The sequence below is a fragment of the Georgenia sp. Marseille-Q6866 genome (assembly GCF_965111665.1).
On the sequence record NZ_CBCOOR010000025.1, the window covers coordinates 1 to 14,084 of the forward strand.

Annotated in this window: 13 protein-coding genes and 3 tRNA genes; 2 read left to right on the forward strand and 14 right to left on the reverse strand. The window is 73.6% G+C overall.

The window, feature by feature from the left end:
- Window positions 1-636: 636 nt before the first annotated feature.
- On the reverse strand, window positions 637-1,851 hold the full coding sequence (locus tag ACWPXV_RS15770) for an aminoglycoside phosphotransferase family protein (protein WP_454086108.1): 1,215 nt from the start codon (window positions 1,849-1,851) through the stop codon (window positions 637-639).
- Between the two features lie 75 nt (window positions 1,852-1,926).
- On the opposite strand from ACWPXV_RS15770, the gene ACWPXV_RS15775 reads away from it, so the two are divergent.
- Window positions 1,927-2,943 (forward strand): adenosine deaminase, encoded by a 1,017-nt coding sequence (locus ACWPXV_RS15775; protein WP_454086109.1) that lies wholly within the window; start codon window positions 1,927-1,929, stop codon window positions 2,941-2,943.
- On the opposite strand, the gene ACWPXV_RS15780 is transcribed toward ACWPXV_RS15775, so the two are convergent.
- From ACWPXV_RS15780 to ACWPXV_RS15815, 8 genes are all read right to left on the reverse strand, one after another.
- Window positions 2,940-4,085 carry a UDP-N-acetylmuramate dehydrogenase gene (locus ACWPXV_RS15780; protein ID WP_454086110.1) on the reverse strand — a complete coding sequence of 382 codons (1,146 nt, stop codon included), beginning with the start codon at window positions 4,083-4,085 and terminating at the stop codon, window positions 2,940-2,942. The genes ACWPXV_RS15775 and ACWPXV_RS15780 overlap by 4 nt on opposite strands.
- A 9-nt stretch (window positions 4,086-4,094) precedes the next feature.
- The gene (locus ACWPXV_RS15785) at window positions 4,095-5,315 is read right to left on the reverse strand and encodes an MFS transporter (protein ID WP_454086111.1); all 1,221 of its coding nucleotides are present in this window, start codon (window positions 5,313-5,315) and stop codon (window positions 4,095-4,097) included.
- On the reverse strand, window positions 5,312-5,728 hold the full coding sequence (locus ACWPXV_RS15790; RefSeq protein WP_454086112.1) for a MaoC/PaaZ C-terminal domain-containing protein: 417 nt from the start codon (window positions 5,726-5,728) through the stop codon (window positions 5,312-5,314). Before ACWPXV_RS15790 ends, ACWPXV_RS15785 begins: the two co-directional genes overlap by 4 nt.
- Complete coding sequence (locus ACWPXV_RS15795) at window positions 5,728-6,201, reverse strand: FAS1-like dehydratase domain-containing protein (protein WP_454086113.1); 474 nt, start codon at window positions 6,199-6,201, stop codon at window positions 5,728-5,730. The genes ACWPXV_RS15790 and ACWPXV_RS15795 overlap by 1 nt, the downstream gene beginning before the upstream one ends.
- 18 nt (window positions 6,202-6,219) lie before the next feature.
- Window positions 6,220-6,408, reverse strand: coding sequence for a 50S ribosomal protein L33 (gene rpmG, locus ACWPXV_RS15800; protein ID WP_251304072.1), 189 nt, complete (start codon window positions 6,406-6,408; stop codon window positions 6,220-6,222).
- 34 nt (window positions 6,409-6,442) lie between these two features.
- Window positions 6,443-6,516, reverse strand: a tRNA-Met gene (locus ACWPXV_RS15805).
- A 61-nt stretch (window positions 6,517-6,577) separates the two neighbouring features.
- Window positions 6,578-6,650 (reverse strand) — tRNA-Thr (locus tag ACWPXV_RS15810).
- Window positions 6,651-6,778: 128 nt separating this feature from the next.
- A tRNA-Tyr gene (locus tag ACWPXV_RS15815) sits at window positions 6,779-6,860 on the reverse strand.
- 99 nt (window positions 6,861-6,959) lie between these two features.
- Here ACWPXV_RS15815 and ACWPXV_RS15820 point away from each other — a divergent pair.
- Complete coding sequence (locus tag ACWPXV_RS15820; RefSeq protein ID WP_454086114.1) at window positions 6,960-7,463, forward strand: YajQ family cyclic di-GMP-binding protein; 504 nt, start codon at window positions 6,960-6,962, stop codon at window positions 7,461-7,463.
- A 12-nt stretch (window positions 7,464-7,475) separates the two neighbouring features.
- On the opposite strand, the gene htpX is transcribed toward ACWPXV_RS15820, so the two are convergent.
- The 5 genes from htpX to ACWPXV_RS15845 all read right to left on the reverse strand — a co-directional run bounded on the left by htpX (window position 7,476) and on the right by ACWPXV_RS15845 (window position 14,072).
- Window positions 7,476-8,345 carry a zinc metalloprotease HtpX gene (htpX, locus tag ACWPXV_RS15825; protein WP_454086115.1) on the reverse strand — a complete coding sequence of 290 codons (870 nt, stop codon included), beginning with the start codon at window positions 8,343-8,345 and terminating at the stop codon, window positions 7,476-7,478.
- Window positions 8,346-9,713 (reverse strand): FAD-dependent oxidoreductase, encoded by a 1,368-nt coding sequence (locus ACWPXV_RS15830; RefSeq protein WP_454086116.1) that lies wholly within the window; start codon window positions 9,711-9,713, stop codon window positions 8,346-8,348.
- Between the two features lie 209 nt (window positions 9,714-9,922).
- A complete protein-coding gene (locus ACWPXV_RS15835; RefSeq protein ID WP_454086117.1) occupies window positions 9,923-10,927 on the reverse strand; it encodes a polyprenyl synthetase family protein in 1,005 nt (334 codons plus the stop codon).
- A complete protein-coding gene (nuoN, locus tag ACWPXV_RS15840) occupies window positions 10,924-12,486 on the reverse strand; it encodes an NADH-quinone oxidoreductase subunit NuoN (RefSeq protein ID WP_454086118.1) in 1,563 nt (520 codons plus the stop codon). The genes ACWPXV_RS15835 and nuoN overlap by 4 nt, the downstream gene beginning before the upstream one ends.
- On the reverse strand, window positions 12,483-14,072 hold the full coding sequence (locus tag ACWPXV_RS15845) for an NADH-quinone oxidoreductase subunit M (RefSeq protein WP_454086119.1): 1,590 nt from the start codon (window positions 14,070-14,072) through the stop codon (window positions 12,483-12,485). Before ACWPXV_RS15845 ends, nuoN begins: the two co-directional genes overlap by 4 nt.
- Between the last annotated feature and the right edge of the window lie 12 nt (window positions 14,073-14,084).

Here is a 14,084-nt window from a genome sequence, read left to right on the forward strand (position 1 = left end):
TGTAATATGTTGTCCGCGTGAAGTGCCACTATGTACTTCCTATAGAGTTGCGCTACATCATTTACACATCTACTGAGCTGGCATGTTTGTGTTTTTGTTTATTAAGACAGACCGTCCACAATGACCTGTATGTTTTTTTTTTTTAATGATCCGGCGACCACCGAGATCTACACGTAAGGAGTCGTCGGCAGCGTCAGATGTGTATAAGAGCCCGCTCGGGGCCTGGGTGCGGGCCGGTGCCTGCGTGCGCTCCGGCGCGGGCTCGCGTGCGGGGGCCGCCGTGGCCGCCTCGCGGGGCGCCTCCGCGGGCGTCGCCGAGGTGGGTACCGAGGCGGCCGTCGTCGCCGTCCCCGCCGCCGGGGACGCCGGGTCGGTCGCCCGGGGGTCCGGGGTGGCGGACGGGCCGGCCTCCTCGCCGGACACCCGCACCGCGGGCAGCGTCTGGCTGCCGGGGGGCTCGGTGATGGCCGCCGCGGCCAGCCCCGCCCCACCGATGCCGAGTGCCCCCAGGACTCCTGTCGTGACCCAGCGTCGTGCGCTCATCGCCCGTCCCTCCTCGTCGGGTGCGCCTGCCGCACCTGGCCCCAGCCCAGCCTCCCCGCATGAGAGGGGGAGGAGGGCCGGATGAGAGGGCTCTCATCTGGCCCCGGCGAGCCAGCTCTCGGCCTCCGCCAGGCGCCCCTCGGCGTCGGCCCGCCACCCCGCCGCGCCCGTGCGCCGGGCGCCGGCCACGAGCGAGAGGACGACCCCCGCCGCCCGGGCGCGCAGCGCGCCGGGGTCCACGAGCCGCTCGCACCGCTCGGTCCACGTCTCGAGGACGGCGGGCACGCCGGGGTAGGTGCGCGGGGCGAGGTGGGGCAGGACGCTCACGTGAGCGAGGAGGCAGGCGAGGTCGTCGACGCGGTGCCCCGGGCCGAGGGAGTCGACGTCGAGCAGGGTGCTGACCCGCCCGTCGGTCATGAGGAGGTTGGCCTCGTAGAGGTCACCGTGCGTCGGCACGACGGGGCCGGCGTCGGTACTCGCCAGCGCGGCGGCCACGCCGTCGGCGAGCGCCTCGATGCGCGCGCGGTGCTCGGGCAGGACGACGCTCGCCGCGTGCGCGTAGTGGCCGGAGCGCTCGGCCCAGGCGGGCCGGCGCGGCAGCTCGAGTGCGGCCGCGGGCAGGCGGTCGAGGACGGCGACGACGTCGTCGAGGACGGCGCGCGCCCGCGCCGGCTCCATCCCGCGCGCCAGCGCGTTCGCCAGGGAGGTGCCGCGGCCCGCGCGGATGACGAGCAGGCCGTCGTCGTCCTCGTGGAGCACCTCCGGCGCCGGGACACCGGCGGCGGTGAGCACCCGGTGGCGGGTGGCGAGCTGGTGCAGCGCCCGCGGCCGCACGACCTTGGCGTAGACCTCCCCGTCCGCGAGGCCCGTCCCCCGTGCCCGCACGACGGCGCGGCGCAGCGGCCGGTAGGCGAGGAGCTCGACGGCGGGCTGCCGCTCCACGCCCAGGCGCTCGGCCAGCCCCGCCGGTGAGCAGGCCGCCGCGAGCGCCGGGAGCTCGGGGTCGGCCGGGTGCCCCCACCCGTGGCCGACGCTGCCGCCGCTCTCGAGGCGGACGAGCCCCTCCCCCGCCGGCGCGGTGACGCGGCCCGTCGTCGCGCACAGGTAGTCGTCCGGTCCGTCGCCGCCGGTGCGGACGGTGTAGCCGACGGTGACGCCGGCGCCGGGCCGGTGGTGGACGGTGTGGACCCGCCACGGCCCCAGCGAGGCACCCTCGGCCGCGAGCGCCGCCCCCAGCACCTCCCCCGCGCCGGGGCCGGTGAGCAGGGCGACGTCGTCGCGCTCGGTCTGCGACACCGACTCGTCCATGGGGGACAGTCCACCACGACCCGGCGGGGCGGCGCCGCACGTCGTCGTCGCCGGGTCCGTGACAGACTCGGGCCCGTGCGGGACCTGACGACGCTGCCCAAGACCCACCTGCATCTCCACTTCACCGGCTCGATGCGGCCCAGCACCCTGGCCGAGCTGGCCACGGAGGCCGGGATCCGTCTCCCGCCGGCCCTGCTCGACGGGCAGGCGCTGCGCGTGCCCGCCGGGGAGCGGGGCTGGTTCCGCTTCCAGCGCCTGTACGACGCGGCCCGCGCCGTCGTGCGCAGCGAGGCCGCGATGCGGCGGATCGTGCGCGAGGCGGCCGAGGACGACGCCGCCGAGGGCTCGCGCCGCCTGGAGATCCAGGTCGACCCGACGTCCTACGCGCCGTTCGTCGGCGGGCTCACCCCGGCGCTGGAGATCGTCCTGGACGAGGCCCGGACGGCGAGCCGGACGACGGGCGTGGAGGTCGGCGTCGTCGTGGCCGCCTCGCGCACCCGCCACCCGCTCGACGCCCGCACGCTCGCGCGCCTGGCGGTGCGGCACAGCGGCGACGGCCCGGGCGAGGTCGTCGGCTTCGGGCTGAGCAACGACGAGCGCCGCGGCGACACGAGCGAGTTCGCCCCCGCCTTCACCATCGCCCGGCAGGCCGGGCTGGCGAGCCTGCCCCACGGCGGGGAGCTCCTCGGCCCGGACCACGTCCGCGCCGTCCTCACCCACCTCGGGCCCACCCGGCTGGGCCACGGCGTGCGCCTCGCCGAGGACCTCGCGCTGCTGGAGAAGGTCACCGAGGCGGGCATCGCGCTCGAGCTGGCCCCGGCGAGCAACGTCGCGCTCGGGGTCTACCCCACGGCCGCGGACGTCCCGCTGCGGACCCTCCACGACGCGGGGGCCCGGATCGCGCTGAGCGCCGACGACCCGCTCCTGTTCGTCTCCCGCCTCACCGACCAGTACCGCATCGCGCGGGAGGACCACGGCATGGACGACGTCGCCCTCGCCGAGCTGGCCCGCGGCTCGGTCCGTGCGAGCCTCGCCGCGGAGTCGAGCAAGCGGCACTGGCTGGCCGAGATCGACGCCTGGCTGGAGTCCTAGAGGCTCACGCCGAGCAGGACCGGCTCGGGGACGAGCTCGACGCCGAAGCGCGCGCGGACGGCGTCGCGCACGGTGCGGGCGAGCTCGACGACGTCGGCGGCGCTCGCCCCGCCCCGGTTGGTCAGGGCCAGCACGTGCTTGCTCGACACCGCGGCGCGCCGGGGGTCGCCCTGGCCCCGCTCGACGCCGGAGCGGGAGATGAGCCAGGCGGCGGAGGTCTTGACCAGGCCCTGGACCGTGGGCGGGGTGACGCCGAAGGCGGGGCGGGAGCGGTCCTCGACCGGGAAGCGGGGCGCGTCGGGCGGCAGCAGCGTGTCGGCCTGCTCGACCGTGAGCACCGGGTTGGTGAAGAAGGAGCCGGCCGACCACGTGTCGGGGTCGGCGTCGTCCAGGACCATGCCCTTGCCGCGGCGCAGCTCGAGGACGGCCTGCCGGACGTCGGCGGCCGGTGCGCGGGCGCCGAGCTCGACGCCGAGCGCACGTGCCAGCTCGGCATAGCGGACGGGTGCCGAGGTGGAGCCGAGGGCGAGCTGGAAGCCGACCTCGAGGACGACGTACCGGCCCGTGGGGCCCCAGGTGCGTCCCCCGCCCGCGCGGGTGTCGGTGAGGGAGCGCTTGAGCACGCTCGTGCGGTAGCCCAGCCCGAGCTCGCTGACGACGAGGGTGCGCGTGCGCTGCTCGAGGCGGTCGTAGACGCGCACCGTCTCGAGCGTCTCGGCGACCTCCTGGCCGTAGGCGCCGACGTTCTGCACGGGGGTGGCGCCGGTGGACCCGGGGATCCCGGAGAGCGCCTCGACGCCGCGCCAGCCCTCGGCGACCGCGGTGGCGACGACGTCGTCCCAGGGGTGACCGGCGGGCACGGTGATCGAGACGCCGGCGCACGCGTACTGCGACTCGGTGCGGATGCCGCGGCGCGCGTCACGCACGACGACGCCGTCGAAGCCGTCGTCGGAGGCGAGGAGGTTGGAGCCGCCTCCGAGGACGAGGAGCGCGGTGCCCTGCTCGTCGGCCTCGCGCACGGCGGCGAGGAGCTCGGCCTCCGTCGTCGCCTCGACGAGACGGGCCACCGGCCCGCCGACGCGGAAGGTGGTCAGCTCGGCCAGGGTGGTCGGCGCGGCCGGGGACTGCTCGGTGGTGCTCACCGGACCAATCTAGACGTGGCCCGGGGCGGGGGCGTCCAGCGGTCGCGGCGTCTGCGGCAGCGGGCGCGCGGCGCGGGCGACGAGGAAGGCGACGGCGAGCGGCACGGCGATCGCGAGCATCGCCCGGCGGTAGCCGACGTGCTCGGCGAGCAGACCGAGGAGGGGCGGGCCACAGAGGAAGGCCGTGTACCCGATCGAGGCGACGACCGAGACCCGGGCGGCCGCCTTGAGCGGCTCGTCGCCCGCGGAGCTCATGCCCGCCGGGAAGCCGAGGGCGGCACCCAGGCCCCACAGCGCCCCGCCGACGAGCGCCAGCCAGAGCACCGGGGAGAGGGCGAAGAGCAGGAGGCCGGCGAGCGCGAGGACCGTCGTGCCGCGTAGCACCGCCACCCGCCCGAAGCGGGCGAGCAGCCGCTCCCCCGCCAGGCGCATGACCGTCATCGCGGTGACGAAGACGCCGAAGCCGAGGGCGCCGACGGCGTCGGACGTGCCGAAGCCGTCGACGACGCCGAGCGCGAGCCAGTCGTTCGCGGCGCCCTCGGTGAGGGCGAAGGCGAGGACCATGACGCCGACGAGGAGGGTGCGCGGCTCGCGCCACCCGCCGAGCGCAGCGGCGAGCCGGCGGCGTCGGCCGCTCTCGAGGGGCGCGGGGGTGAAGGGGAGGAAGCCGCGGGTGGCGACCAGCCCGCCGACCGCAACGGCGACGGCCACGACCGCGAGGTGCACGACCACCGGCAGCCCGAGGAGTGCCGCGCCGGCCCCGAGGACCGCCCCCGCGACCGTGCCGAGGGAGAAGCCCGCGTGGAACCGCGGCATGATCTCCCGCTCGATCTCGTGCTCGACCAGCCCGCCCTCGAGGTTCATCGCGACGTCCCAGGCGGCGATCCCCATCTGCGCGACGAGCAGGCCGACCGCCAGCAGCGGCACGGCGCCGGAGAGCAGCCCCGCCGCGACGACGCCGAACCCCGCGACCGCGACGACGACCCCGCCCCGCACGGTCAGCGCCGCGCCCACGCGCTGCGCGACGGCGCCACCGACGGGCAGGGCGAGCAGGGAGCCGACGGAGCCGACGAGGAGGAGCACGCCCATCTCGCCGGGGCTCAGCCCGAGGGCGTCCCGGACGGCGGGCAGGCGGGAGACCCAGCTGGCGAAGAGGAAGCCGTTGAGGGCGAAGACCCCGAGCACCGCTCCGGTCGCGCGCCGGCCGGCGGGCGAGGCGGTGACGCTCACCTGGGCCGGACCACGGCCTGGGCCTTGGCGAGCACCGTGACGCCCGCGGCCCGGGCGGTGAGGTCCACGCGCACCGTGCCGGCCTCGGCGTCCAGGGCGCCGACCTTCCCGCTCACCTCGAGCTCGACCTCACCAGGGTCCGGCACGACGATCGGGCGGGTGAAGCGCACGCCGTAGTCGACGACGGCGCCGGGGTCGCCGGCCCAGTCGGCGACGGCGGCCGCGGCCAGGCCCATCGTCGCCATCCCGTGGGCGATGACGCCGTCCAGGCCCACCTCGCGGGCGACGCGCTCGTTGTAGTGGATGGGGTTGAAGTCCCCGGAGGCGCCGGCGTAGCGCACGAGCAGCGCGCGGTCGACGGCGTAGGTGCGGGTGAACAGCTCGTCGCCGACGGCGAGGGCGGACAGGTCCATCAGCGTCCCTCCCCGCGCACGGCGAGCGTCGAGCGGACGGTCGCGACGGGTGTTCCGGCGTCGTCGGCGATCTCGGCCCGGGTGCTCACCATCGCGATGCCCGCCCGCTCGGTGACGGAGTCGACGTGGACGGTGGTGCGCAGCAGGTCCCCCGCGACGATCGGGCGGTGGTGGGTGAAGCGCTCCTCCGCGTGGACGACCCGGGAGAAGTCGATCCCCGACTCGGGGTCGGCGATGTAGGCCTGCTCGGCGCGCTGGGCGACGACGACGGCGAAGGTGGGCGGCGCGACGACGTCGTCGTAGCCGAGCTCGCGGGCGGCGTCCCGGTCGGTGTGGGCGGGGTGCCCGGCACCGGTGGCGGCGGCCATCTCGGCGATCTTCGCTGCGGAGACGCGGTAGGTCTCCGTGGGGGCATACGAACGCCCCACGAGCGTCAGGTTGACGCTGGTGGGGCGGTCGGGACTCTCGTTCACGCGGTCAGCGTAGACCGGTCAGCGGGTCTCGCGGTGGATCGTGTGGCGGTTGTCGCGCGGGCAGAACTTCTTCACCTCGAGGCGGTCGGGGTTGTTCCGACGGTTCTTGTTGGTGATGTAGTTCCGCTCCTTGCACTCCTCGCACGCGAGGGTGATCTTCGGACGGACGTCGCTGGACTTGCTGGCCACGGTATTCCTCGCGTTCATCGGGGCTCCGGGGCCCCGGAGCCGTGTCGTTCAGTAGCGGGGGCGGGACTCGAACCCGCGACACCACGATTATGAGCCGTGTGCTCTAACCACCTGAGCTACCCCGCCATGATCGTCGACCATGGCCGGCACGCCATGTTACGTGACGCACGACGTGGACGTCGATCGGAGCCCCGAAAGGGAATCGAACCCTTGACCTTCTCCTTACCATGGAGACGCTCTGCCGACTGAGCTATCGGGGCGGCGCTGACAACCGTACATGCTGAGGCGGCTCGGACGAAATCGCCTCGGCGTGGCCTGCCTCACGTCCCCGGCGGACGGTCACCACCGACGACGACGGCCCGGATCCTGGGATCCGAGCCGTCTCACGTGGCGGGTGCAGGATTCGAACCTGCGAAGCATTCCGCGGCTGATTTACAGTCAGCTCCCTTTGGCCACTCGGGCAACCCGCCTTGGTCCGTGCAGGACCGAGTGGAACAATACCAAGCCGGAGCGGGTGCTCCCAACCAGGGGCCCGCGTGATCCACCTCGCACCCAAGGAGAGCCCACCGATGGCAGCCGACTCGTCCTTCGACGTCGTGAGCAAGATCGACCGCCAGGAGGTGGACAACGCCGTCAACCAGGCGGCCAAGGAGATCGCCCAGCGCTACGACTTCAAGGGCGTGGGCGCCTCGGTCGAGTGGAGCGGCGAGGACGCGATCCTCATGAAGGCGAACTCCGAGGAGCGGGTCCTCGCGGTGCTCGACGTCCTGCAGAGCAAGCTCATCCGCCGCGGGGTGTCCCTCAAGGCGCTGGACACCGGTGAGAACGAGCCGCAGGCCTCGGGCAAGGAGTACCGCCTCGTGGGCACCCTCAAGGAGGGGCTGAGCTCGGAGAACGCGAAGAAGATCACCAAGCTCGTCCGCGACGAGGGCCCCAAGGGCGTCAAGACGCAGATCACCGGCGACGAGGTGCGGGTGTCCTCGAAGAACCGGGACGACCTCCAGGCCGTCATCGCGCTCCTCAAGGGGGCCGACGACATCGACGCCGCCCTGCAGTTCGTCAACTACCGCTGACGCGCCCGCCGGTCAGTAGCCGGCCATCCGCTCCAGTCGGGCGATGCGCTCGGCCATCGGCGGGTGGGTGGCGAAGAGCTTGGTCATGCCGCCGCCCCGGAAGGGGTTGGCGATCATCATGTGCGAGACGTCCTCGAGCCGCGGCTCGGGCCGCAGCGGGGCGGCCGCCGTGCCCCGCTCGAGCTTGGCGAGGGCGGAGGCCAGGGCCATCGGGTCACCGGTGAGCTGGGCGCCGTCCTCGTCCGCGTCGAACTCGCGGGTGCGGGAGATCGCCAGCTGGATGAGCGAGGCGGCGATCGGGGCGAGCAGCGCCGTCGCGATCATCGCCAGCGGGTTGCCGCCGCGGTCCCGGCCGCCCCCGAAGAACAGGAGGAACTGCGCCGCGGAGGTGATGAGCCCGGCGATGGCCGCAGCCATCGACGAGGTGAGGATGTCACGGTTGTACACGTGCATGAGCTCGTGGCCCAGCACCCCGCGCAGCTCGCGCTCGTCGAGGATCTGCAGGATGCCCGCCGTGCAGCACACCGCGGCGTTGCGCGGGTTGCGGCCGGTGGCGAAGGCGTTGGGCTGGACGGTGGGCGAGACGTACAGGCGCGGCATGGGCTGGCGGGCCGTCGTCGAGAGCTCGCGGACGATCCGGTACATGACCGGCGCCTCCGCCTCGGAGACGGGGCGCGCGCCCATGGCGCGGATCGCCAGCTTGTCGGAGTTCCAGTAGCTGTAGAACGTCGTGCCGACGCCGATGAGGGCGAAGACCCAGATGAAGGCACCGGAGCCGGTGCCGCTCGCGATGAGGCCGCCGATCCCGAGGAGGACGGCCCACATGACGCCGAAGAGCGCCGCGGTCTTGACTCCGTTGAGGTGCCGTCGACCGCCGTCCATCTAGCTCTCCTCCCCCCGCGACACGCGGGTCATCTCGTCCCTGGGCACGACCTTGACGCGCTCGCGCCCCTCGGCCTCACCCAGGGAACGCTCGTAGGCGTCCAGGAGTTCCCAGCCGGACCAGCTCGTCGTCGGCACACCGCGCTCCTCGAGGGCGGCGATGAGGGCGTCGGGGTCGGCCGGCGCGCTGCCCGGCGCGACGCGCCCGGCCTCGGCGTCGGCGACGAGGTGGGCGATCGTCTGCTGCGCGTCGGACTTCGTCGAGCCGATGAGGCCGACCGGCCCACGCTTGATCCAGCCGGTGGCGTACAGCCCGGTGACGATCTCGCCGTCCTCGTCGAGCACGCGGCCCTCGTCGTTGGGGACGACGCCCGCGACGTGGTCGAAGGCGACGCCGTCGATCGGGGAGCTGAAGTAGCCCACCGCCCGGTAGACGGCCTGCACGGGGGTGTCGACGAAGACGCCGGTCCCCCGCACGGTGCCGTCCCCGACGAGCTCGGTGCGCTCGGTACGGATGCCCTCGACGCGGTCGGTGCCGAGGATCTCGACGGGCCGGTGGAGGAAGTGGAGGTGGATGCGGCGGGAGGCGGTGAGCTCCTCCGGGTCGCGCAGCGTCCAGTCGGTGAGCGTCTTGACGACCTGCTTGGTCTGGTTGGTCGAGCGGATCGCGGCCTCGGAGCCCTCGTCGAACTCGAAGTCCTCCTCGTAGACGATGACGTCGACGTCGGGGACCTTGCCGAGCTCACGCAGCTCGAGCGGGGTGAACTTCACCTGGGCGGGGCCGCGGCGTCCGAAGACGTGGACGTCTGTCACCGGGCTCTGGCGCAGGCCCTCGACGACGTTCGCGGGGACCTCGGTCGGCATGAGGTCCTCGACGTGCTTGGCGAGGATGCGGGCGACGTCGAGGGCGACGTTGCCGACGCCGAGGACGGCCACGCTCTGCGCCTCCAGCGGCCAGGTGCGCGGCACGTCCGGGTGGCCGTCGTACCAGGAGACGAAGTCCGCGGCGCCGTAGCTCCCGGGCAGGTCGATGCCGGGGATGGGAAGCGGGGCGTCCTTGTCGGCGCCGGTGGAGATGATGACGGCGTCGTAGTGCTGCCGCAGCTCCTCCATCGAGACGTCCGTGCCGACGTCGACGTTGCCGACGAGCCGGATGTCGCCGCGCGCGAGGATCTTCTGCAGCGCGACGATGATCTGCTTGATGCGCGGGTGGTCGGGGGCGACGCCGTACCGGACCAGGCCGAAGGGGGCGGGGAGGCGCTCGTAGAGGTCGATGGAGACCTCGAGGCCGGCCTTGGACAGGATGTCGGCGGCGTAGATGCCGGCCGGGCCGGCGCCGATGAGGGCAACGCGCAGTGGCTTGGTCACAGAGCCTCGTCTGGTCGGTGGTGCGGGCGGGGGAATCCGCCGTCCAGTCTATGCGGTGCCGCCCGCCCGCCCCTCCGCTGTGCCGGGCGTCACGTCGACGGGCCCTCCGGAGCAATCCGGCTGTCGGCGGGGAAGGTGGCGCGGGCGTGGCGGGCGGTGGCGGGTGGGCGCCTGGCGGGCGGGCGGGCCGGCCGGTGGGGGCAGGCCGGTCAGGCGAGGCGGTCGACCATGAGGCCGGCGAAGTCCTTGAGGGCTTCCTTGACCGGACCCTCGGGCAGCGGGGCGAGCTCGGCGACGGCGTCGCGGGCCCACTGGCGGGCGAGCTCGCGGGCCTCCTCGAGGACGTCGTGGTCCCGCAGCTGCTCGACGGCGGCGCGCAGCGCGGAGTCCGAACCGAGGTCGCTGGCGAGCCGCTCGAGGACCGCAGCCCCCTCGGGGTCGATCCGGCCCTCCGCGGCGCGGCGCTGCAGGAGGAGCACGGGCATGGTGGCCACGCCCTCGCGCAGGTCCGTGCCGGGCGTCTTGCCGGTGGTCTCGGAGTCCGAGGCGAGGTCGATGACGTCGTCGGCGAGCTGGAAGGCGACGCCCACCTTCTCGCCGTACTGCTCGAGGACCCCGGCCAGCTCCTCCCCCGCGCCGCTGAAGACGGCGCCGTAGCGCGCCGAGGCGGCGATGAGGGAGCCGGTCTTGTCCGCGAGGACCTGGATGTAGTGGGCGATGGGGTCCTCCCCCTCACGCGGCCCGAGGGTCTCGTGGAGCTGGCCCAGGCACAGCCGCTCGAAGGTCTCGGCGTGCACGAGCACCGCCTCGGCCCCGAGGGACGCGACGAGCTGGGAGGCGCGGGCGAAGAGGAGGTCGCCGGTGAGGATCGCGACGGAGTTGTCCCACACGGCGTGCGCGCTCGGGGCCCCGCGGCGCAGGGCCGCGGAGTCCATGACGTCGTCGTGGTAGAGGGTGGCGAGGTGGGTGAGCTCGACGGCGACGGCCGCCCGCGCGACCTCCTCGCGCCCGGCGGTGCCGAGCTCCGCGGTGAGGAGGGTGAGGGCCGGCCGCAGGCGCTTGCCGCCCGCGGCGGCCAGGTGCTGCATGGGGGCGTCGACGAGGTCGTCGGCGCCGGTGACGGCCTGGCGCAGGCGGTCCTCCACCTCCTCCATCCGGACGAGGAGGCGGTCGCTGAGCTCGTCGTCGCCGAGCTGGAACATGGAGGCGGTCACGGCAGGAACGTCGCCGCCTGCTCGGCGAGGTCGAGCACCGGGCCGGGCACGACACCGAGGAGCACGGTGCCGAGGGCGCACACCGCGATCGCCACCGAGGTGAGGCCCTCGGAGCGGACGACCGCCGTGCGCTCGCCGTCGGGCTCGGTGAAGAACATGAGCACGACGAGGCGGACGTAGAAGAAGGCGGCCGCGGCGCTGGCGAGGACGGCGACGACGACGAGCACGGTCGCCCCGCCCTCGACACCGGCCGCGAAGACCGCGAACTTCCCGATGAAGCCACCGGTGAGCGGGATGCCGGCGAAGGACAGGAGGAACAGCGTCATCGCCAGGGCCAGGCCCGGGCTGCGACGGCCCAGGCCCGCCCACTGGGACAGGTGCAGGGCCTCGCCGGTGACGTTGCCGGCCGCGTCTCGCTCGCGGACGAGGGTGACGACGGCGAAGGCGCCGACCGTGGCCAGGCCGTAGGCGAGGAGGTAGAAGAGCACCGCGCTGATGCCGTCCTGGACCAGGGCGATGACGCCGACGAGGACGAAGCCGGCGTGGGCGATCGAGGAGTAGGCGAGCATCCGCTTGACGTCCGTCTGGACGAGCGCGATGACGGTGCCCACCCCCATCGTGAGGATGGCGATCCCCCACAGGAGCGGCTCGAGGTCCCAGCCGAGGCCGGGGACGACGACGTAGACGAAGCGCAGCAGCGCACCGAAGGCCGCGATCTTCGTGGCGGCCGCCATGAAGCCGGTGATGGGCGTCGGGGCGCCCTGGTAGACGTCCGGGGTCCACATGTGGAAGGGCGCCGCACCGACCTTGAAGAGCAGGCCGACGATGAGGAGGACGGAGCCGGCGAGGAGCAGGCCGTCCATGCCGCCGGTGCTCGGCACCGCGACCGCGAGCTCCGACAGCCGCAGGCTGCCGGAGAAGCCGTAGAGCAGGGCCGCGCCCATGAGGAAGAACGCCGAGGAGAAGGCACCGAGCACGAAGTACTTGAGCGCGGCCTCCTGGGACAGCAGGCGGCGGCGGCGGGCCATCGCGGTGAGGAGGTAGAGCGGCAGCGAGAGGACCTCGAGCGCGACGAACATCATGAGGAGGTCGCCGGCGGCGGGGAACAGGAGCATGCCGCCGGTCGCGAAGAGGACGAGCGGGAAGACCTCGGTCTGGCTGAGGCCGGCGCGCTGCGCCTCGGCCTCCTCCGGGCTGCCCGGCCGGGTGCCCACTTGGGCGGCGAAGGCGTCCTCGCCCCACTCGGAGCGGTCGGCGATGACGAGCAGCGCGATGAGCGCGACGATCGCGATGATCCCCTGGGCGAGGAGGGCGGGGCCGTCCTCGATGAGGGTGCCGCCGGCCACCTCCTGGGGGCCGTCGACGGTCACGACGGTCCAGCGCCAGACGACGGCGACGAGCGCGCCGGCGATCGCCAGCGCGGAGAGCGCGACCTGGGTGCCCCGGCGTGCCCGGCGGGGCACGAAGGCGGCGACGAGGATGCCGAGGAGGCCCGCGCCGAGCACGATGAGGACGGGCGTCAGCGCCGCCCATTCGATGTGCGGTGGGACGAAGTTCACTGCTCGCTCCCCTCGGCGCCCGCGGCTGCGGCGTCGCTCGATCCGTCAGGTCCAACCACAGCCGCCGAGTCCAGCGTGCTGGGCTGCTCGATCGCGGCCTCCTCGGCCACCGGCCGCACGACGTCCATGACTGGCCCGGGCACGAGGCCCAGGGCGAGCATGCCGGCGACCAGCGGGGCCACGACCCACTTCTCGCGGGCGCCGAGGTCCGGCAGCGCCGCGAGGGTCTCGTTGCGCGGCCCGGTGAACATCCGCTGGTAGGGCAGCAGGATGTACAGGGCCGCGATGATGACGGCCAGCACGGCGAAGACCGCCGCGACGACGTTCACCCGGAAGGTGCCGAGCAGGACGAGGTACTCGGGCACGAAGCCCGACAGTCCCGGCAGGGCGATGGTCGCGAGGCCGGCGACGAGCCAGCTGCCCGCGAGCACCGGGGTCACCCGCTGCATGCCGCCGTACGCGGCGATCTCCTGCGTGCCACCGCGCTGGGTGAGGAAGCCGGAGACGAGGAAGAGCGCGGCGGTGGAGACGCCGTGGGCGACCATGTAGAGCATCGCGCCGGTGAGGGCGACCTCCTCGCGCACGAAGATGCCCAGGACGATGAAGCCGAAGTGGGACACCGAGGTGAAGGCGATGAGGCGCATGACGTCGCGCTGCCCCACGGCGACGAGTGCGCCGTAGAGGATCGAGACGACCGCGAGCACGATGATGACCGGCGCGGCCCAGCGGGAGGCCTCCGGGAAGAGCGGGAGGCACAGCGCGAGCATCCCGAAGGTGCCGACCTTGTCGAGGACGCCGACGAGGAGCGCGGAGGTGCCGGGCGAGGCCTGCTGGGCGGCGTCGGGCAGCCAGGTGTGGACCGGCCACATCGGCGCCTTGACCGCAAAGGCGATGAAGAAGGAGATGAAGATCCACCGCTCGGCCCACACGCCGAGCTCGCTGCCGGCGAGGGTGTCGATGAGGAAGGCCTGCTCCCCGCCGGGACCCATGACGCCGAGGGCGATGACGCCGACGAGCATGATGAGGCCGCTCGCCAGGGAGTAGACGAGGAACTTCAGCGCGGCGTAGCGGCGCTTGGGGCCGCCGTAGTTCCCGATGAGGAAGTACACCGGGATGAGCATCGCCTCGAAGACGACGTAGAAGAGGAAGACGTCGCGGGCGGAGAAGACCGCCACCATCGTCGCCTCGAGGAGGAGGACGAGGGCCACGAAGCCGGCCTGGCGGCGCGCGACGACCGCGCCCTCGGGCACGATCTCCTGCTCCCGCCAGGCGGCGAGCAGCGCGAGCGGGACGAGGAGGACCGACAGGCCCACCATCGTCAGGCCCAGGCCGTTGATCCCGACGGCGTAGGAGACGCCGAGCTGCGGGATCCACGAGAGCTGCTCGGTGAACTGGTGCTCCGCGGCGGCGCCGAGGTCGAAGCCGGTCGCCATGACGACGAAGCCGGCGAGGACGACGAGGGAGACGACGAGGCCGACGGTGCGGGCCACCCGGTGGAGGGCAGGCACGAGCCAGATCACCGCGGCCGCGACGAGCGGCACGACGATGAGCAGGCTCAGCCAGGGAAGGTCACTGATGTTCTGCATTGGTCGCTTCCT

Excerpts from the sequence above, each read along its gene's own strand:
- ACWPXV_RS15770 (WP_454086108.1), bottom strand. The coding sequence starts at position 1,851 with ATGGACGAGTCGGTGTCGCAGACCGAGCGCGACGACGTCGCCCTGCTC.
- ACWPXV_RS15790 (WP_454086112.1), bottom strand. The coding sequence starts at position 5,728 with ATGGACCTGTCCGCCCTCGCCGTCGGCGACGAGCTGTTCACCCGCACC.
- rpmG (WP_251304072.1), bottom strand. The coding sequence starts at position 6,408 with ATGAACGCGAGGAATACCGTGGCCAGCAAGTCCAGCGACGTCCGTCCG.
- ACWPXV_RS15820 (WP_454086114.1), top strand. The coding sequence starts at position 6,960 with ATGGCAGCCGACTCGTCCTTCGACGTCGTGAGCAAGATCGACCGCCAG.
- htpX (WP_454086115.1), bottom strand. The coding sequence starts at position 8,345 with ATGGACGGCGGTCGACGGCACCTCAACGGAGTCAAGACCGCGGCGCTC.
- ACWPXV_RS15845 (WP_454086119.1), bottom strand. The coding sequence starts at position 14,072 with ATGCAGAACATCAGTGACCTTCCCTGGCTGAGCCTGCTCATCGTCGTG.